Source organism: Lapidilactobacillus bayanensis, assembly GCF_003946695.1.
In the GTDB taxonomy this organism is placed as follows: Bacteria; Bacillota; Bacilli; order Lactobacillales; family Lactobacillaceae; genus Lapidilactobacillus; species Lapidilactobacillus bayanensis.
On record NZ_RHOX01000012.1, the window covers coordinates 50,751 to 69,821 of the forward strand.

Annotated in this window: 14 protein-coding genes, 2 pseudogenes and 1 riboswitch; of the genes and pseudogenes, 9 read left to right on the forward strand and 7 right to left on the reverse strand. The window is 41.0% G+C overall.

From position 1 onward, the window contains the following. The first annotated feature begins 73 nt into the window (after positions 1–73). The 5 genes from EKM65_RS06050 (at position 74) to EKM65_RS06070 (ending at position 6,212) form a co-directional block, all read left to right on the forward strand. Complete coding sequence (locus EKM65_RS06050) at positions 74–697, forward strand: NADPH-dependent FMN reductase (RefSeq protein ID WP_125606663.1); 624 nt, start codon at positions 74–76, stop codon at positions 695–697. After that, positions 697–3,123, forward strand: a complete 2,427-nt coding sequence (locus EKM65_RS06055) for a flavocytochrome c (protein WP_125606665.1) — start codon at positions 697–699, stop codon at positions 3,121–3,123. The genes EKM65_RS06050 and EKM65_RS06055 overlap by 1 nt, the downstream gene beginning before the upstream one ends. Positions 3,124–3,207: 84 nt before the next feature. Next, positions 3,208–4,434 carry an L-lactate MFS transporter gene (locus tag EKM65_RS06060; protein ID WP_125606667.1) on the forward strand — a complete coding sequence of 409 codons (1,227 nt, stop codon included), beginning with the start codon at positions 3,208–3,210 and terminating at the stop codon, positions 4,432–4,434. Positions 4,435–4,633: 199 nt separating this feature from the next. Further along, positions 4,634–5,500, forward strand: coding sequence for an NAD(P)H-dependent oxidoreductase (locus EKM65_RS06065; protein WP_125606669.1), 867 nt, complete (start codon positions 4,634–4,636; stop codon positions 5,498–5,500). 625 nt (positions 5,501–6,125) lie between these two features. Further along, the gene (locus EKM65_RS06070) at positions 6,126–6,212 is read left to right on the forward strand and encodes a type I toxin-antitoxin system Fst family toxin (protein WP_125606714.1); all 87 of its coding nucleotides are present in this window, start codon (positions 6,126–6,128) and stop codon (positions 6,210–6,212) included. Positions 6,213–6,533: 321 nt separating this feature from the next. Here EKM65_RS06070 and EKM65_RS06075 read toward each other — a convergent pair whose 3' ends face one another. The 5 genes and pseudogenes from EKM65_RS06075 to EKM65_RS06090 form a co-directional block, all read right to left on the reverse strand. Beyond that, positions 6,534–7,427: an alpha/beta hydrolase gene (locus EKM65_RS06075; RefSeq protein ID WP_125606671.1), complete on the reverse strand. Its 894-nt coding sequence runs from the start codon at positions 7,425–7,427 to the stop codon at positions 6,534–6,536. Positions 7,428–7,736: 309 nt separating this feature from the next. After that, entirely contained in the window at positions 7,737–9,632 is a 1,896-nt protein-coding gene (locus EKM65_RS06080; RefSeq protein ID WP_125606674.1) for a DUF2075 domain-containing protein, read from the reverse strand. After that, a pseudogene (locus EKM65_RS11600) lies at positions 9,633–9,773 on the reverse strand (MazG-like family protein); the annotation flags it as partial. It abuts the gene before it with no gap. A 42-nt stretch (positions 9,774–9,815) separates the two neighbouring features. After that, positions 9,816–9,950 (reverse strand): nucleoside triphosphate pyrophosphohydrolase family protein, encoded by a 135-nt coding sequence (locus tag EKM65_RS11550; RefSeq protein ID WP_263853612.1) that lies wholly within the window; start codon positions 9,948–9,950, stop codon positions 9,816–9,818. A 118-nt stretch (positions 9,951–10,068) separates the two neighbouring features. After that, complete coding sequence (locus EKM65_RS06090; RefSeq protein ID WP_125606676.1) at positions 10,069–10,518, reverse strand: DUF1801 domain-containing protein; 450 nt, start codon at positions 10,516–10,518, stop codon at positions 10,069–10,071. A gap of 198 nt (positions 10,519–10,716) precedes the next feature. Here EKM65_RS06090 and EKM65_RS06095 point away from each other — a divergent pair, with 198 nt between their 5' ends. Next, positions 10,717–11,682 (forward strand): ADP-ribosylglycohydrolase family protein, encoded by a 966-nt coding sequence (locus EKM65_RS06095; RefSeq protein WP_164506846.1) that lies wholly within the window; start codon positions 10,717–10,719, stop codon positions 11,680–11,682. Between the two features lie 154 nt (positions 11,683–11,836). Here EKM65_RS06095 and EKM65_RS06100 read toward each other — a convergent pair whose 3' ends face one another. Together EKM65_RS06100 and EKM65_RS06105 are read right to left on the reverse strand one after the other, a co-directional pair. Continuing rightward, positions 11,837–14,131 carry an HAD-IC family P-type ATPase gene (locus tag EKM65_RS06100; RefSeq protein WP_225420420.1) on the reverse strand — a complete coding sequence of 765 codons (2,295 nt, stop codon included), beginning with the start codon at positions 14,129–14,131 and terminating at the stop codon, positions 11,837–11,839. A gap of 50 nt (positions 14,132–14,181) precedes the next feature. Then, positions 14,182–14,246: riboswitch (Fluoride riboswitch) on the reverse strand. A gap of 236 nt (positions 14,247–14,482) precedes the next feature. Beyond that, positions 14,483–15,883: an aminotransferase-like domain-containing protein gene (locus EKM65_RS06105; RefSeq protein ID WP_125606680.1), complete on the reverse strand. Its 1,401-nt coding sequence runs from the start codon at positions 15,881–15,883 to the stop codon at positions 14,483–14,485. Between the two features lie 312 nt (positions 15,884–16,195). Between EKM65_RS06105 and EKM65_RS06110 the strand changes: the two genes are divergently transcribed. The 3 genes and pseudogenes from EKM65_RS06110 (at position 16,196) to EKM65_RS06120 (ending at position 18,833) form a co-directional block, all read left to right on the forward strand. Continuing rightward, positions 16,196–16,711: a hypothetical protein gene (locus tag EKM65_RS06110; RefSeq protein ID WP_225420421.1), complete on the forward strand. Its 516-nt coding sequence runs from the start codon at positions 16,196–16,198 to the stop codon at positions 16,709–16,711. Further along, positions 16,708–17,984: pseudogene (locus tag EKM65_RS06115) on the forward strand (glycosyltransferase). The gene EKM65_RS06110 and the pseudogene EKM65_RS06115 overlap by 4 nt, the downstream one beginning before the upstream one ends. A 195-nt stretch (positions 17,985–18,179) precedes the next feature. After that, a complete protein-coding gene (locus tag EKM65_RS06120; protein ID WP_225420422.1) occupies positions 18,180–18,833 on the forward strand; it encodes a TerC family protein in 654 nt (217 codons plus the stop codon). Positions 18,834–19,071: the final 238 nt, after the last annotated feature.

Consider the following 19,071-nt stretch of genomic DNA (forward strand, 5'->3'; position numbering starts at 1 on the left):
AACTATGCCATAAGTAAATCGAAATATTTTTTTAATTAGTTATGCTCAAAATATTACAATTGGAGAGTTGAAAATGAAATTAATTGGAATTGTCGGCAGTAATGCTACGAACTCAACTAATCGCCAATTATTGCAGTTTATGCAACAACATTTTAGTGATCAGGCTGAGATTGACCTTTGCGAAATTAAAGATTTACCTGCTTTTAATGAGCCGGCGGATAAAACGGCACCAACTGGTGTGCAGCTTTTATCAGATAAAATCATGGCGGCTGACGGTGTGATTGTCAGCACACCTGAATACGACCACTCGATTCCTGCAGCTTTAAAGAGTGCGATTGAATGGCTGTCTTACACAACGCGGCCATTAATTGATAAGCCGGTAATGATTGTCGGCGCCTCCCATGGTTCATTAGGTTCATCACGGGCCCAGGCACATTTACGCCAGATTTTAGACGCACCAGAGTTAAAAGCACGGATTATGCCGAGTGATGAATTCTTATTAGGTCATTCATTAACTGCTTTTGCCGAGGACGGCCAGTTAATTTATCCCGAAAAAGTTCAAGAGTTAGAAGAATGTTTTGCAGAATTCGTTGATTTCGTTACGTTAACCAATGAATTGCTAAAGAATCGTCATGTTAATGCAGAACATCAGCGCCAATTTAGTTGGGAGCTTGATGCTAATGGAGGTCAAAACTAATGAAACTAATTGGAATTGTCGGCACTAACGCGAACTTTTCGTATAACCGTTTGTTGCTGAAATACATGCAGCAGCATTTCGCTAAGGATGCTGAGATTGAAATTATCGAACTGACAGATGTACCGATGTTTAACGAAAGTGATGATCAAACCAATAGCCCGATCATTCAAGCATTTAACGATAAAATCACAGCAGCTGATGGCGTCATCATTGCGACACCTGAACATAACCATTCCATTTCTTCAGCGTTAAAGAGTCTTTTGGAATGGTTGTCGTTTAATGTACATCCACTTGATGGAAAACCAGTCATGATCGTCGGTGCTAGTTTAAGCAGTCAGGGGTCATCACGCGCGCAATTGCACTTGCGCCAGATTTTAGATGCACCTGGCGTTAATGCGGCCGTGATGCCTGGCAATGAATTTTTATTGGGTAGCGTGCAATTAGCTTTTGATGACGAAGGCAACTTACGTGAACAAGGCACGATTGAATTCTTAGAAACTTGTTTCTCACGTTTCCAACGCTTTGCAAAAATCAGTAACTTACTGAACATTCCTGAAGAAGTGACCTTCACCCCCGGAACTTTCGCTGTGACAACGCCTGGACATAATGGTGACTTACCAATGTCCGTGACGCTTTCCAAGAAGCGGATTGAGAAGATTGAAATTGACACATCAAAAGAAACTGAAGGGATTGCTGATGTTGTTTTTGCACGCATTCCCCAAGAAATTATTGATGGTCAAACTTTGAATGTCGATGTGATTTCTGGCGCTTCTGTAACTAGTCATGGCGTGATCGATGGTGTGGCTCAAGCCGTTAAAATGGCTGGTGCTAATCCTGATTACTTGCGGCAACGTCCTAAAGCCGGAACCCCACAAGCTAATCAAGATGAAGACTATACGACAGACGTGGTCATTGTCGGTGCTGGTGGTGCCGGGCTGACTGCCGCCGCTAAAACTTTACAAGAGGGTAAAAAGCCGATTGTCGTTGAGAAATTCCCCGCAATCGGTGGCAATACCGTTCGTGCTGGAGGACCAATGAATGCGGCTGATCCAGAATGGCAAAAACAATTCCCTGCGATTGCTGGTGAGGCGCACACGTTACAAGAAATTGCTGCTATGGATCCGGAAACAATTGATACAGAATACCGTCCAGATTTCCTGAAGTTGCGTGAACAACTTGAGGCTTACTTAACCGAAAATGATGACCAAGGTAGTTATTTGTTCGATTCAACGCTGTTGTATCGAATTCAAACTTACCTTGGTGGCAAACGGACCGATTTACAAGGTAACGAAATCCATGGTCAATATGACTTAGTGAAGATCTTAACTGACCACGCTTTGGAATCAGTTAAATGGTTGGCAGACATTGGCGTTGAATTCGATCAAAGTGAAGTAACGATGCCCGTTGGTGCAATTTGGCGGCGCGGTCACAAGCCAGCTAAGAGTGTTGGCTATGCTTATATTGAAGCGCTCAGCGATTATGTTAAAGCTAACGGTGGTCAAATTATGACCGATACTGATGTGACCAGCTTAATTGATGAAGACGGTCAAGTTCGCGGCATTATTGCCACAGGTGCTAACGGACAAAAGGTGACGATTCACGCAGCCGCCGTTGTGTTGGCCTCTGGTGGCTTCGGTGCCAATACTAAGATGCTCAAGCAATATAACACTTATTGGACTGAAATTGCCGACGACATTAAGACATCTAATTCACCAGCTATTACTGGTGATGGCATTCGCTTAGGACAAAGTGTCGGTGCTGATTTAGTGGGCATGGGCTTCTCACAAATGATGCCTGTCTCTGATCCAGATACTGGTGATCTTTTTACTGGCTTGCAAGTACCACCACAGAACTTTGTCATGGTTAATCAACAAGGTCGACGTTTTGTTAACGAATATGGTAGCCGTGATCAATTAACGCAGGCTGCAATCGACAACGGTGGGTTATTCTACTTGATTGCTGACGATCGGATTAAAGCCACAGCCTATAATACCAGTCAAGAAAAAATTGACCAACAAGTTGCGGCTGGTACTTTATATCGTGACGACACAATTGCCGGTTTAGCGCAACAATTGAAGATGGATCCAGCTGTTCTGGAAGATACAGTTACGAAATATAACCGCTATGCTGATGCAGGCTTAGATCCAGAATTCGGTAAAGATGTTTTCGACTTAAAAGTTGAACAAGCACCATTTTATGCGACACCACGCAAACCGGCCGTTCATCACACGATGGGTGGCTTGAAGATTGATACTAAAGCTCATGTCCTTAACGAACAAGGTCAAGTTATTAACGTCCTCTATGCAGCCGGTGAAGTCGCTGGCGGCATTCACGCTGGTAATCGGCTAGGCGGCAATTCATTGACGGATATCTTCACCTTTGGTCGAATTGCGGCGGATTCAGCAATTCATGAATGTCTCAAGTAAATGGTGTAACGATTAAGTGTGCTGTGAAATCAAAACCGCGAGTTTGATTAATCTATTAGAATAAATTATCAATGGAGGCGTATCATGAATAAATCTATTCATCGTTGGTCAATCTTGATTGCATCAACTGCTGTTTTACTTTGTACGGGTGCTATTTATGCTTTTAGTGTTTTCGCTGGGCCGTTAAGTGCTAGCAAAGGTTGGAGCATGTCCGAAATTATGCTGGCTTTTACAATCAACTCGGCAATCGGGCCGATTCCGATGATTGTTGGTGGTTTCTTCACAGATCGTGGCTGGGCTAAGTGGTCAATTACGATGGGTGGTTTAATGTTTGCACTGGGATTTTTCCTATCCGGTTATGCGACGAGTACGGGCATGCTCTATGTCACTTACGGGGTGCTGTCTGGTTTAGGTCAAGGCTTAGCTTACTCAGGGTGTTTAAGCAATACGATTAAGTTGTTCCCTGACAAAAAGGGATTGGCCTCTGGGATCATTACAGCCGGGATGGGTGGTGCCGCAATCATTGCCGCACCGATTGCCAATTTATTGATTAGACAACAAGATGCGCTCCATGCTTTTCGAATTCTAGGTTTAGCTTATGTAATTATTGTTGTGATCGCCAGTTTCTTCATTCAATCGGCACCGGCCAATTATCAGCCTGCAGGTTGGACTCCGCCAGTTCAGAAAGGCGGTCACTTTGCTAATCAGAATTGGTTGGCGATGATGAAGACATCACAATTTTATTTAATCTTCTTCATGTTGTTTACTGGTGCCTTTTCCGGCCTAATGATTGCTGCCAATGCGTCATTAATCGGTCAACAAATGTTTAAGTTGTCCGCAATGACTGCTGCTTTTTATGTCAGCCTCTATTCATTAAGTAACTGTTTAGGTCGCATCATCTGGGGCACTGTTTCTGACAAAATTGGCCGTAATCAAACGTTGAATATTATCTTCGGCGTGATCGTGGTCGCCTTTATCCTGTTGATTACTTTGTCGTCGCAAGTTGGTTTTGCCTTAGGTATTATTATTCTCGGCCTTTGCTTCGGTGGTGTGATGGGTGTCTTCCCGCCAATCGTCATGGAAAATTACGGACCAAAAAATCAAGGCGTTAATTATGGCATTATCTTCTGTGGCTATTCAATCGCCGCTTTCTTCGGACCAAAAGTGGCGGCTAATATGGCCACAGCTAATCACGGCGACTTCACGAAAGCCTTCTATGTAGCAATTGTGATTGCAATTGTTGGCTTAGCTTTGAACTTGCTTTACAGTCAATTGAAGAAACGCCAAGTAACTGCTAAATCATTAAACTGATTATTATTAACTAAGAGTAGGGGACGATACAAAAAGCCAACAACGCGGGATAAACGTTGTTGGCTTTTTGTATCGACAATCTTGATTTGAGTTCGGCAGTCGAGCACAACTATTTTACAGCGGTCGCTTTTTCGTCTAAGCTTATGAGAAGACTGATGATAAATTGTGTTCGAGTTGAGTTAAGGTGGGAGAGTTAACAATGAATTTAGTGGGTATTGTTGGGACAAATACAATCAAATCTGATAATCGATTGTTGCTAATGTACATGCAGCAGCACTTCGGCGATGAGGCCGACCTGGAAACAATAGAAACGCTGAATGCGCCACTGTTTGATTCCGAGCATGATCAAACTGAAGGTCCAATTATTAGCGACTTTACCGAGGCCATCATGGCAGCAGATGGTGTGATCGTTGCCGCACCAGATGCCAATTTAGCCGTACCCGCACAACTAAAAAGTCTTTTAGAATGGCTATCATTTAAGGTTCATCCGCTGGATCGTAAACCAGTTATGATTGCTAGTGTTTGTGAAACAGCAGCAGGTTCATTGTGCGTTCAGGAAGAATTACGAGATATTTTGAGCGCGCCCGGGGTTAATGCCGCGTTAATGGCCAATGATGATTTTTTGCTGACCAATTCAGAAGCAGTCTTTGATGAACAAGGTAACTTGTTTGATGCAGAAACAATTTCACGATTAGAAACGAACTTTATGCACTTCAAGCGCTTTGCAGAAGTCAACAACGCTTTGAATGTGCCCAAAGAAGTGACGTTTACGCCGGGAACTTTTACCGTGACCACACCGGGGCATAGCGGTGATTTGCCGATGACCGTGACGCTATCTGAACATCGGATTGAAAAAATTGAAATTGACACGACACAGGAAATGGACGATCCGAATGATATTGTTTTTCAAGAAATTCCGATGAAGATTGTAACCGGGCAAACGTTGAACGTCGATGCGATTTCTGGCGCAACGGAAACTAGCAACGGGGTAGTTGAAGGTGTTGCTGAAGTGGTTAAAAGGGCCGGCGCTAATCCGGATTATTTGCGGATGCGTCAACGAAAATAAATGAGTGCTTATTTTTAAATGCGCAAAATTACCGTGATAATTTGTCAATCGCGGTATTTTTTTAATATTTTTTGAATGATGGAATAAGCTATTTGTTAGTGACTTAACATGATGGAATGTGGGTGTTGCCTTACTAATTCGTTGGTGAAATATTACAGCGGATTGGAGGTGAGCATTTGTTATATTCTTTTTTGGCATCGCTAATGGTTGCGATCATTAGCACTTTGTTCGATTATTGGTTGCATAATCGTCATAAATAATACAGGGCAACAAGTAACCTCACCCATTTAGTTAAATAAACGAAAAAAATCCCCTGACTATAACAGGTAGTCAGGGGATTGGTGAGTCTTGTTATATTCTTTTTGCACTCTCAGTATAACCGATAAGTTCAGAAGTAGCAAGCAATGAAGCTAGTCGTAGAAATAGCTGATTTCAAAATCATAATGGCAGTAGACCAATATTCGAGTACGTAAAATCTCTCCAAAGTAACGTCAAGTTATCAAAGCTTATTGAATACTTTTAAAAGTAGCGAATTGAATATTATTTACATAATTAACATGATAGAATGTGGGTGTTGCCTTACTAATTCGTTGGTGGAATACTACAGCGGATTGGAGGTGAATTTATGTTTCAAGCTATCATTGCGCCACTTCTTGTGGGGCTGCTCATTGCGTTGTATAATTATTGGTTGAATAATCGACACAAGAAGTAAAACAATCAAGGCAACATCAATCTACCCGTTTAAGCAATTTAAATAAACGTAAAAAAATCCCTCGACTACTGACATTAGTCGGGGGATTGGTGATTTATGCTTCAAGCTATATCGCAACTTCATTATAACGTTGAAATGAAAAAGTAGCAAGTCAGCATATTCGCAAAAAAATTTCCGACTAATAATCTGTAGTTGAGGGCAGGTGACTATGTTTCGAGCATCCATCACACTTTTTTTGTAATATTAGTAGAGCTGCCAGTTCAAAAGTAGCAAGAAGTAAACTTAGTTTTAAAATACATAGTTAATTTGTAATTCAAGTTATTATTTAACCAGATAGCGACTGAAGAAATCCAGTTCATCCTGGTTGCATTGTCGCGCTAATTTATCTTTGATGTTGCAATGGAAAACATGTTGGCGTGGTTGGGCTTCTGTTCCGTAAGAGTGGAATTCATGGTCGATGTGCTTGGCGATTAAGAAGCCATCTAGGCGAACGGTGCAGTCGCGAATGAAGTCTTGATTAGCCGTCATCAAAAATAACGGCGGTAAATCGCGAGTCAAATATCGTTCAGTGTGCATTAAGTCGTCGTGTTCCTGCAACGCTGAATCTGTGAAATAAGAGCGTTCTGTTGGACCAAGTAAATCTGCCTGATCGATAAAAGTGGCACTACAATTCAACGCCGCCGCGCGAACCGTTAACTTGGGTAGTTGATAACCGAACAACTGACGATAAGTTGCATTAGTTAAAATCGTCAAATATTGCAGGGCCATTTGCCCGCCCGCACTATCGCCGACAATAAAGACATTCTGAGTGTCCAAGTGATAGTCGGTGGCGTGATCGGCAACCCAGTGAAAGGCCCGATCAACATCGGCCAACTCGTCAGGGAATTCTGCTTCCGGTGGGAGGCGGTAATTAAAGTTGACGACACCAAAACCTTGTTTAGCTAAACTCATGCCATAGAATTGATAAGTTTCTTTCGTACCATAAAACCAACCGCCACCATGAATATTTATGATGATTGGCACCAAGCCAGTGCGTTGTTTCGGCAAATAAATATCCAATAAGTGACCAGGATTAGCTGGGCCATAAGCAATATTGTCGAATCGTTTTACTTCAGGAATTGTCAAAGGCAAGCCAGCATCGCGCCGATCATCGCTAGTCTTGATGTCAATTCGTGCTTGTTCTGCTAGCACTAAAGATTCTTTAGTCGCTGTCATTTTTGGTTGACCTCCAAACGTGTTGTTAATTTTATTATAGCTCAGTTTCGCAGTAGTACGTATTTCAACACATGTTTTAAGCGACGATAGTTTGGAACGAAAAATAAAAAAGTAATCTTTAAATATCTGAAACTGCAAACCGGTCGAAATTGAGATACGAACAATATTTAAATTTGCGCAATAGAATTAGAAAAAGGATAATAAATATCAAAAATTAACCAATGTTGCGCCTATTTTTAGATTTGTCGTATCGGGATTCTGACGAAATGAAGAAATCGAGAATAAAAAAACAATAAATAATTTTTAAGGTTATTTATCGCTTTTGTACTCGATATCATCATCTTCAGCAACAAAGTCTAAATTTTGAGAAGATTTATTTTGTGCATCCATCAATACTTGTTGTAATTGGTCATCAACGGCATAGATGTATAGACCATGGACACCACGAGTGAGTAAAATATTTAATTCATTTCTGAGTAGTTCTTCAGAAACATTAACTTTTGATCCATCAGAAATTGTCCGATTATGTGTCGCATTTTTATTAAAGCTACATTTTGAATCGAAGATAATTTTTCCGTTTCGATATTTTACAGAAGGTCCAATAATAACGCCGGCATAATTTAAATCGAACCCTTGAATAGTAAAGGTAGATCCAACTTCGCGGATAGTTTGTGGCTGTTCTGCCCATGCTAAAGATTTATTTTTTTTAGTTTGGATACGATTTTCTTTGTTACTTCTCAGGCTAGGCTTAATTTGCAAATTCCAAGGTAATTTCCAATCGCCAATTTTTACATACCAAGGATCATCACCGTCTTTTTTTCCATCAACATATTTCCAATCAAATGTTGCAAGTATGCGTGACAGTCCATGATTAGTATCCTTTGCATTTTCGTTGATTTTATTTTGTAATTCCTGTGGAGAAGACAATATTTCTAGGTCATATTGATTATCTTTAGGAATTGGCACAACTCGCTGTTGATGAATTAATGTTTCTAACCAGTCAAGTGTTTCAGAGCTTGCTTGAATTCGCATTTGGTTTTTCAACTCAATCAAATTATCTTTTGTAGTTGCTTTATCGAGCATTTCTTGATATTGATCATTTTCCCAATAGCCGTTTGTTGCGACTACTTGGTTCAAATCAAAAACGGCAATAACGACTCGAGCTTGCTTCAATAGATCTTTTAATTGATTATCTCCACGATATGACTGTTTACCTTGTGTCCATAATAAATGTGCTTCGTCAACAAGCACGACATCAACTGGATCATCACTTGAATGAGTATTAATAAAGTGAGTTGGCTTATTGACATGCTCATTTCTAGTATCATCGATACCTAATTTGATGGCAATTTGTTGATAGACAACTAATTGTTGATCATGATTAACCAGAAGATAAGCATTGGCTGTTTTAACGTCTGTATTCGCGACATTACCATCTTCAGAGTTCAGTAACTGTCCGTTTGTAGATAATTGCTTTGAAATCTCATAAAATAATTTGCTCAATAAAACGGTTTTGCCTGAGCCGGCTTCACCTTGGACAATGATTAATTGACCAACTTCATCGTTCTGTAGTGATTTTTGAACTTTGTCGAGGATTTGTTGCTTAGCTTTCAGTTGTTCATCCGTCAATTTATGGAAGGGGGAAGCCTTAAATAGTGCAGAGTCGCGAATAATACTTTCAAGTGGGAAAATTTCAGCATACTTTCGGTTTAATTTAGACCATATTTTCGAAAAAATTTCACTACGTTCATTTGCTGGATAATAATTATATTGTTCGTTTTTTCGACGATTATCAAGATGATCGATTGTCTCAACGCTTGAAAGATATAACATAAACTGGTTTTCAATGTCTAAAGTCATTGACTTATTAAAATGTTCATGGCCGATAACAATCATTTTACTATTTTCGTTGCTAACCATTTCCGCCCAATCAGAGCGATTTTTTGGATCAATCGTTAGATGTTGAACAGTTCGTTGACGAATATTGTTTGTTTCACCAACATAGACTGTGTAATGGTTTTTGGTTACCTTTTCGTTGTTATCATCGCGATGAATTAAATAAACAGTCGGATAGGTGAGAATATATTGATCTTGAGTACTTTTTTGTTGTGTTTTTGTGAAGTTCGCTGACAGTTCAATAAGTCCATCTGAGGTAAAGGGAACCTCTTCAATTATTGGCTCGCTAATTTTTGAATTTTCGGACATTTATTTATCCTCGTTATCAAATTCCCAGTGTCGATTTTGATTGATTGCAAGTTTTTCTTCGACAATTTCATTTGGGTCCAAATTCATTTTTTCACACATAAAATAGGCATAAGTCAAAACATCAGCCAGTTCGAATTTGAGATCATTTAAATCCTTTCCATTAAGTTGATCATCTGAATTTTTTCATAGAAAGACTTTTTCAACTTCGGAAGCTTCAATACTTAGAGCACGTGATAAAGACTCTAATGTATGATATTCCTGCCATTGACGTTCGTTACGAAATTTGATTAAATCAGCGATGACATCTTTAGTTTCCATAATTTCACCCTCAAAGTTAAATAATTGCCATGATTAAATAATACATCAGAAAGTCGCTTAAAAATATATCAATAGGACAGAATATATACGATTATTTTTTAATCGTTGTAATAAGAAACTAAGTCTTCTTCGCATATCCCTCATACAACTCAATCCATCGTGTCACCGACATTCTCTGCATCAGCTCGCTTATGAGTTGGTTCGGGATGTTTTTTGAGTTGGTGAAGCGAATGCAGCTTTTTCCCATGTTGAGTTTTGTAGGAACGCTTTTTGCATAGCTGGTTTCAAACCAGTTCAATAATTCGTGGTCGGCGATGATGCCCATGTGATAGACAGCCAGATGGTTCTTCTGGGCGGCCAGAGAAACGAACGGCAAGGGCTCAGATTGACGTTTTAAATAACCTTGAGGGTAAACGCTCAAAGGTACAACAAAAGTCGGCATACCATATTGTAAGACCAATTCGAAGCCATCAGGTAAATTCGTTGCAATTGTGTTTTTCATTAAGAAATAACTTTCGCGCCACTTTTCCGGGATGGCTGCTTCGTAGTCGGCTATGTTTTTGATCATGGGCAGTAGCCTCACTTTCTGGTACGATAAAAGCTGAAGAAATCAATCTTGAAGTTTTGGTCAACTAAAGCTAAGTTGACGTATTTAATAGTAGCGTCACTTGTCAGAGTGTTTATAATGGCAGTATAACGAATTAATGTGGTTATTTCACTTCTGGTAGTTTTTATAAGTCGGTTTGCAAGCGAAGGGTGATTTATCGTGACTAATAATCAGCAACAATTAATAACCGCAGCTCAAATCCAGTCAACCCTCCTAGGTGGTTTCGTCGGCGATGCGCTGGGTGTGCCAGTGGAATTTCTCAGTCGTGCAGAAGTTCAGGCGAATCCAGTGACCGGGATGCGCGATTTTGGCACGTACAATCAGCCGACAGGAACTTGGTCGGATGATACGACAATGAGCTTGTGTTTGATGGCGAATTTGACCGAGCAGGGTGATCTGACCGATTTAATGATGCGTTTTGTCGATTGGGCGCGCCATGGTGCATACACGCCTTTTGGAACCTGTTTTGATATTGGTTTAGGCACTACTGAGGCCATTCAGCGTTTTGAGTCTGGAATTGCACCTGAAGCTTGTGGCGGCCGTGGTAAAATGGACAATGGTAATGGCGCCATCATGCGTCTAGCTCCGTTAGTTTTCGACTTGTTAGCCATTGCTGAGCCACAAGTGCGCTTTGCCAAAATTGCCGCTTACACCAAATTAACGCATGGCCATCCACGAGCAATTGTTGGTTCAATTATTTATTTGGAAATACTACGAGAAATTTTATTGGGTCATGACTTTCCAACTAGTTTGCAAATCGCCCAAGCAACGGTTACCGCAGAATTAAGCAAAGTATATCTTGGCGAATTATCCGTCTACGAGCGAATTTTTAACGCTGATTTTGCGACACAGCCTGAATCGACGATCAAAAGTTCAGGCTATGTGGTGGATACTTTGGAGGCAGCAGTTTGGTGTCTCTCGACCACATCTGATTATTCGTCGTCTGTGCTTAAAGCCGCCAATCTTGGTTCTGATACGGATACCATTGCCTTAGTCACTGGGACTTTAGCCGGCGCAGCTTATGGTTTAAATGCAATCCCGTTAAAATGGCGGACAACTTTGCAGAATCCAGAATTATTGAATCGCATTTTAGAATCATTTTGTACTTATTGTTTGAAAGAATAGTCGTAGAAAACAAACGCAATTGTATTAACTTTAAGAAATAATTACCACACTAATTTGTTAATAAAGTTAGTTTAAAATTAATTAGACCACAAAAAAACGACCAAAATCGGACAATCTGTCCCCAATTTTGATCGTTTTTTTTCATCTTAACAAATTAATTTCCACGCCGTTGCCAGCTTTGCCAACCAGTGATCATCACGGCGACAAACAAAGTCAAGATGATAATCAGGCTGACTAATTGCCAACTAATTGCGGCGATTCCCCAGCCAGCTATGGCCAAGATTATTGTGAGCAGGCAATTTAGTCCGATGGCGATTAAGACCGCTCGGCTAGGACGACTGCGCCAGAAAGGATGTTGGGTTCGCGTCATCAAGATTGTCAGCATCGCACTGAAAATCAAATAACAATAGAGGGCTGTGCTAATTTCACCAACACTTAAACCTAATTGATTCAATTCGGCTAAGAATAAAAAACCGACCAAGGTCCAGCTGCCTGCGTAGATAATCGCTGTTCGACTGAGTTTTGCTAAGTTCCAGTTCTCTGGATGATCAGAAATCGTAGTGTTATCAGTTCCTAAAACTAAAGTGACGCAATCATTGAGAATCGCGACCAAAATCATTGCGTTCAAACTTAAGGGGATAAAGTGCCATGCTAAATAGCCGATTGTTAATAACAACGTCAGTTCAGCGGTCCGCGATAATTTAGTGATCGTCCAAGTCATCATGCGTTGATAAACACGATGACCACTATCGAGAATTTTCGTAATTGAACTTAAGCCAGGCGTTAAAAGAATCATGCGCGCCGATCTTTTGGCTAGGTCGACGGCATTAGCCATGGCGATGCCGACGTCGGCCTGTTTCAAGGCCGGTGCGTCATTAACGCCATCGCCTGTCACACCCACAATATAACCGGCGTCTTGCAGTCGTTTAGTGATTGTTAACTTATTTTCTGGTACGACGTTGGCAATGCCAGCTAAATGCGTTAAATCGGTTTGGGTGGTTAATTGATCGTAAGCAACTACTTCACCTGTTAAACCAATTTGCTGGGCAATGGCGGTGGCAGTTTTGTGATTATCGCCAGTCAGCATGATCACTTTAACGCCACGTTGTTGAATGGCAGCCAGTGATGCAGCGCTGTCAGCTCGTGGTTGATCGGCGAGGAAGAAGACACCAACTAATGCTTGATTAACCATTAAAGCGACAGAATGACCGCTGCTAAAATTCAAGCCTGGTGTGATTGTGTCTTTGTTCGTTGCGACTGCTAACAAATGACTATAAGAACCGAGTTTGATCTTGAGTTCGGCGTTGTTAAACTGAACTACGGCACTAGAATAGCCGTTGCTGGGATTGAAGGGTGTGAATTGTTGTGTTGCCAATGGACTTGAATTTGATTGTGCAGCGTAAGCTAGGATGGCCTGATCAACCACGCTAAGATTATGTTGGTCAGTGGCACTAGTGGCTAATTGAGTGAGTGCTGCCGTCGTGAAATGGTCAGTTAGCGTTTGGAAATTAACCACGGTCGGTTGATCGGCGGTAATCGTACCGGTTTTGTCGACTAACAGAATATTCAAATTGGCTGCTTCTTGAATGCCGGTTAAATCGCTAACGAGGACTTGTTGATGACTTAAAACTTTTGCTTCGACAGAATTGGCGACTGCAAAACTTGAAGGCATGGCAATTGGAATCGTGGCAATGAATAACATCGCCAAAAACGGCAACATACCGATGATATTTTCTTGGCGAATTAAAGAAGCAATGATTAAGATTACCGCTAGAATTGTGTCTAACATGGCCAAATAGCGAATGACCTGACCAAGTAATTTTTGCAAATGACCAGGTGCACCGGATTGATTAATTAAGTTAACAGTTTTGCCTGATCGGCTGGCGGCGCCGGTTTTGGTGACGCGGACTAAAGCAGTACCATTTAAAACTTCTGTACCAGCGTAAATTGTTTGACCAACGTCAGCGGTGACGGGCGCGGATTCGCCTGTGATTGAGCTCTCGTTTAAAGAAAGTTGGGCGTTTAAAATTTCACCGTCAGCAGGAACGATGTCACCTCGTTTAAGACTAATCAGATCACCAACAACGAGCGTTTTGGCGGCGAACTGTCGCCACTTGTCTGAACGTTTAACCGCCACTATCGGTGAAAGTTTTTGTGACAAGGATTGTAAAACGTGATTCGCTCGACCGGCTTGAATGGCACCATCAATTGCCGCGAACAGTAGCATTAATAAAATAAAACCAGCTTGAATTTCTTTACCCAGAATAATTTCTAAAATTAATGCCGCTTCCAGAATCCAAGCTGACGGTTCCCACAAGCGTTTGGCCACCGCCTGCCAGAAATTGAACTTGGCCAGCGGCACTTCGTTAGGTCCGTCTTGCAGTAATTGTTGTGCCGCTTGTTGGTCAGTTAGACCAGTTTGATTGCTAAGTTCTGGTACTTTCATCATCAAACACCTCGTATTTCCTCAATAAAAAAACGTCTACTGCCCACGAAATGTGAACAGTAGACGTTATCAAATTGAAAATCAATTAGTTATGGCGAACGTCATCACCTTATCAATTATCTTTAGTTTACACCAATTTCCGCGTAACAACCATTGTAAAAACTTAAAAAGGCGGGACAAAAAAATGTTGGGTCAACGGTTAATTTAATGGTTTAGTTCTGATCAAATTTTCAGTCAGATTGCATGAGTTTGTCAAGTCGTACCAGTTCAACATGCAATTTTTTCTGCTAACTTCAAACAAAGAATGCTAGTATCTTTTACAAGTCACAGCGCATATTTTTGTCAAGGTGTCATCTAATCTTCTCGTAAATAGCAGGCAATATTATCTTTGATGATTTGTAACCCCTTGTCCAGTACGCCGAGGTTGGTTGAAGATAGGGCGATGCGAATGAACGGGTCAGCTTGTTGCTGGGTGGTGAAGCGAGCAGAGTGAAAAACACGCACACCTTTATTTAAGAAGTCTTGTTCGATTTGTTGTTGGCTAAACGTCGTGCGCACGGGAATATTGCGGTAATAAGGATAGGGATTGCTTGGTCGGGGAAGTTGAAAAAAGTCGTCGAATAATTTATTAGCGTCACGCGTCATGGTGAATTTTTCAGTAAGAATTTTGGCGGCGGTTGGTGAATTAATGACTTGGGTCAGGACTTCGGCGTCAAAGCTTGAGGTCTTAACGTTAATGTTAAAGACGCTATGTTCGAGTTGCGGTCGAATTGCCTCAGGCATGACCAAATAAGCAATCCGCAAACCGGAACAGAGAAATTTCGTCATCCCGGCGAAGTAAATCGTTTGTTCAGGCAAGATTGCTTGAAAGGGTGGCAGAATTTCCGGTTGAAAATAATTCGTTAAGAAAGCGTGAATGTCATCTTCCAGCACCCATAGTTTTTCATGGCGAATTATTGCGGCCAATTCGTAGCGCCGTTGTTCACTGATTTGTTGCCCGGTGGGATTATTACAGGACGGCATTAAGAAGATACCGTTGATTTTTTTCTTTTTGCATTCCATTGCTAAGAGGTCAGGACGCATTCCTTCTTCATCGGCATCAATTGGAACGATTTCTAAATGGAAGAGATTGGCCAGCTCAATAAAATTGGCATAGGTGTAACGGTCCGTTGCGATTCGATCGCCAGGAGCAAAAATAGCAGCCAAAGTAATGGCGATCCCATTTTGCACACCAGCAACTAAAGCAATATTTTTAATTGGCGTTGTAATTCTTTGCTGCCTCAACCAGTGTTGGGCTGTTTTTAGTTGCTCAGGACTGCCAAGAGGTTCGCGATAATTCAATAGGTTAAGTACATACTTACTACGGCTAACCGCCTGTAAATGGGGCACGATATATTGATTGCAGGCTTCAAAAGAACTAACCAGTCCGAAGTCAATCACATAATCGGCGACATTATTGGTAGAGATTGTAATATGATGCAAGGCATTCTGCGAAACGTAGGTCCCACTACCAATGTTCGTGTAAAGGATGCCTTTTTCGATCCCATAATGATAGGCTTGACCGACCGTTGTAAAATTAATATCTAAAAAGTCAGCTAACTCGCGCTGTGACGGTAGGCGAGTATTCTTGGAAATGCGACCAGCTAAAATGTCCTTCTCTAATTGTTTGATTAGTGAACGATAAATCGGTCGTTTTAATTGTTCCTTATTCGGCCGCCAAGTTAGCGAACCCTCGTCGTATTGACTAATTGGCATTTACCGCCACCTCCTAAATTGCTTGTGTCTCAAAGATGAAATTCAGTTTAACTGAGCTGGTTGGCGAAGTCAATTCGTTGCGCCGCATATTTTAAATGAGTTGCTCGCTGCTGACTGCTATGCTTGAGTTGACGTCGAGTAAATTTATGCCAAATTAGTCATTAATTGTGTTTAGTCTACGAAGACAACCCGTCACTGCTCACACTGTCGTCGCTCACACTGTTTATTGTATTCCATACAATTATATTATTGAATGTATACATTAATCCCACTATGATAATTTTATTAACTTTGTAAAGGAAGATGTGGCATTTGAAAAAGAAACATCAAGTTACGCGGCAGGAAGTTAGTCGGCGTTTAGTTAGCGATCAGTATTTCGAATCCGGTCATTGGATTTTAACGATTTGGCAAAGTATTTTGGCGGTGTTAGCCTGGTTAGTTGTTATTTTACCGTTTGTGTGGTTGGCGCTGCCATTCGTTATGCCGGAGTGGGCAGTTCATTTAAATTTCCGTACTTATTTTGAGGAGCTGTTTACTTTTAAATTCTTGCATTGGTTTTTATTAATTGCCGTTGGATTGGTGACTATTTTCTCAGTTAGCTTAACGATTCGTAACAACCATCGTTTTAAACATTTAATTTCTAAAGAAGTTTTACACGACGAGACGCGACTAGTTGTTCGTCGGCGCGTGTTAGGAGATTTTTATGATGAGCGTTTTGGTGTTCAAGAATTTCGAGAGTCGGTGCGGTTCTACTCTATCAAGGCAGTGCAGAATTTAGAAGTTAGTACGGTTAAAGACCTCTATCAGAAATATGAGGTGGCACTATGATTAAGATGTTTCATACTGGCTTGCCTGCGCTAGATATCTTTTTGACGATTGTCTTGCTAATCTTGATTACTTATCCCATTCTTGGTGGCTTTACTTGGTTTGTCGGTGTTATTTGCTACAAGCTGGTCTTCAAGCATCGTCAACCGGATTGGATTGAAATTCCTGAAGAAATTGAACCGTTGATCACGATTATGATTCCTGTGCATAATGAAGAAGTCGTCATTGCTAAGACCATCAATTATTTAATGACACAGCTCAATTACCACAATTATGAAGTGCTCGTGCTGGATGATGGCTCAACTGATACGACGCCAGAAATTCTCAGTGCGTTAATGACCACTTATCCGAATCTTCGCGTGGTGCACATTGAGAAGAACAAAGGTAAAGCTCATGCATTTGATATCGGTGTTGGTTTTGCCAAGGGTAAATTAATTCTGAGTAATGACGCAGATACAGTTCCTGAACCGGATGCGTTGTGGAAGTGACGGCCAATATGGATGTGCAAAATCGCAGCCGCTTAATTGGTAAGTCACAAACGGTTGAGTTCTCTAGCATTGTCGGGATTATCAAGCGAACGCAACAAGGTGTGCTGGGTGTGATTTATGCATACAGTGGCGCCAACACAATGTATCGCAAAGAGGCATTAATGGATGTTGGCCTATTCCGACAAGATCGTGCTACTGAAGATATTAGCATTGCTTGGGATCATCAAGCACAAGGTTGGTTGTCATTGTTTGCGCCGGAGATAATGTTCTTTATGGAAGTACCTCAATCTTTGAAAATGTTATATCGACAACGTAAACGCTGGGCCAAAGGTGGAACCGAAGTTTGGTTAACTAATTTTAAAACGGTTCTGCGTCGACCGTTTAAAGATATCGGTCGGACGATTATGTTCATCGATCAAAGCTTGAGCATCATCTGGGCGTTCTTCTTTTGGATTTCCTCCTTCGTTTTTATCGTCAATTTATTGCGCTATGGCCTAGCTGGCAATTATGAACGAATTTACCATATGTTCACCATGGCCTTCGTCTTTGTATGTTTCGAAATGATTGCCGGTGTCTTCCAACTAGCGGCCAGTTTAATCGCTGACGATTCCGGACGTAAGTTGAAATACTTCATGTTTGCGCCACTCTATATGTTGTTCTATTGGATAATTAATGCCGTTACAATTGCCACCACTTTTCCAGTAGCTGTTAAAACGATTCTCGGACATGGTAGCGGTGTTTGGGTCAGTCCCGAACGCCAGACGCATTTTCAATCATCTGATGATTAGCTTTAAAAGGTTATTCACGACAATTGATTAACAAAAAATAGTTTGTCTGTGCATAAGCAAGTGGCTGATTATTTGTGATTCAATATGTTGCTGTTAATTTTTAGTGGCAATCGTGGTAAGCTAGAGACTATAGTTAATTTAACGAGATAGGGCAGATGATTTCCAATCGATTTTATTGGTAAAGTAGTTTCAATTATATTTTTGGATTTGGTATTAAGTGGTGACAACGCGGTGGTGATTGCGCTGGCCACTCGTAAGTTGTTCGGCCATGAACGGTTTAAAGCAATTATTATTGGCACAGGTGGTGCAATAACTTTTCGAATTTTATTGATGTTAATTGCGATGCAGTTGCTAGCGTTACCGTTTGTTAAAATTATTGGTGGTGTGTTGTTATTTTTCATCGCCTTTAATTTGGTTAAAAAAGGTGGCACGACCGATGATACGGAGAACGTCAAAAGTGGGACAACTTTATTAAGTGCCGTGGGGACGATTATTGCCGCTGATTTCGTCATGAGTTTAGATAACATTTTGGCAATCGCTGGTGCAGCTGATGGTCGTCCGATTTTGGCTATATTCGGATTAGCGATTAGTATTCCCATCGTTGTGTTCGCCAGTCAAATAATTGCAGCTGTCATGAATCGGTTCCCATTGATAGTTTGGGTTGGCGGTCTCTTGATTGTTTATACGGCTGGTACCATGATTGCCAGCGATGCGCTGGCCAAACACTGGCTAAATAATATCAGCGTGGTCATGACGACGACACCTATTGTTCCGATTAGTTGTTGCATTCTATTAGTCGTGCTGACTCTCGTTTATAATCACTTCCAAACAGTACGCGATCACGATTAAAATATTTTAAATATCCCAATTAGACTATTTGAATCCGAATAAAAGTTATTGAATCCGGATAAAGATTGACTTGAAATTTGCTATTAAATCATGAAAATTGGGCAAAAAACTGCATTGAGTTTGCTAATTAATCTGGCTATTTTGTTTAACCAGAGTTTTAGTCGACTAAAACGACATCGTTAAAGCAGTGACATTCAGGTTTTCGTTCCGCGACAACACCAAAGCAAGAGGCCGGGAT

Coding starts and splice junctions, on each gene's coding strand:
- EKM65_RS06050 (WP_125606663.1), top strand. CDS start 74: ATGAAATTAATTGGAATTGTCGGCAGTAATGCTACGAACTCAACTAAT.
- EKM65_RS06075 (WP_125606671.1), bottom strand. CDS start 7,427: ATGACAGCGACTAAAGAATCTTTAGTGCTAGCAGAACAAGCACGAATT.
- EKM65_RS06100 (WP_225420420.1), bottom strand. CDS start 14,131: ATGATGAAAGTACCAGAACTTAGCAATCAAACTGGTCTAACTGACCAA.
- EKM65_RS06055 (WP_125606665.1), top strand. CDS start 697: ATGAAACTAATTGGAATTGTCGGCACTAACGCGAACTTTTCGTATAAC.
- EKM65_RS11550 (WP_263853612.1), bottom strand. CDS start 9,950: ATGGAAACTAAAGATGTCATCGCTGATTTAATCAAATTTCGTAACGAA.
- EKM65_RS06090 (WP_125606676.1), bottom strand. CDS start 10,518: ATGATCAAAAACATAGCCGACTACGAAGCAGCCATCCCGGAAAAGTGG.
- EKM65_RS06060 (WP_125606667.1), top strand. CDS start 3,208: ATGAATAAATCTATTCATCGTTGGTCAATCTTGATTGCATCAACTGCT.
- EKM65_RS06065 (WP_125606669.1), top strand. CDS start 4,634: ATGAATTTAGTGGGTATTGTTGGGACAAATACAATCAAATCTGATAAT.
- EKM65_RS06070 (WP_125606714.1), top strand. CDS start 6,126: ATGTTTCAAGCTATCATTGCGCCACTTCTTGTGGGGCTGCTCATTGCG.
- EKM65_RS06105 (WP_125606680.1), bottom strand. CDS start 15,883: ATGCCAATTAGTCAATACGACGAGGGTTCGCTAACTTGGCGGCCGAAT.
- EKM65_RS06080 (WP_125606674.1), bottom strand. CDS start 9,632: ATGTCCGAAAATTCAAAAATTAGCGAGCCAATAATTGAAGAGGTTCCC.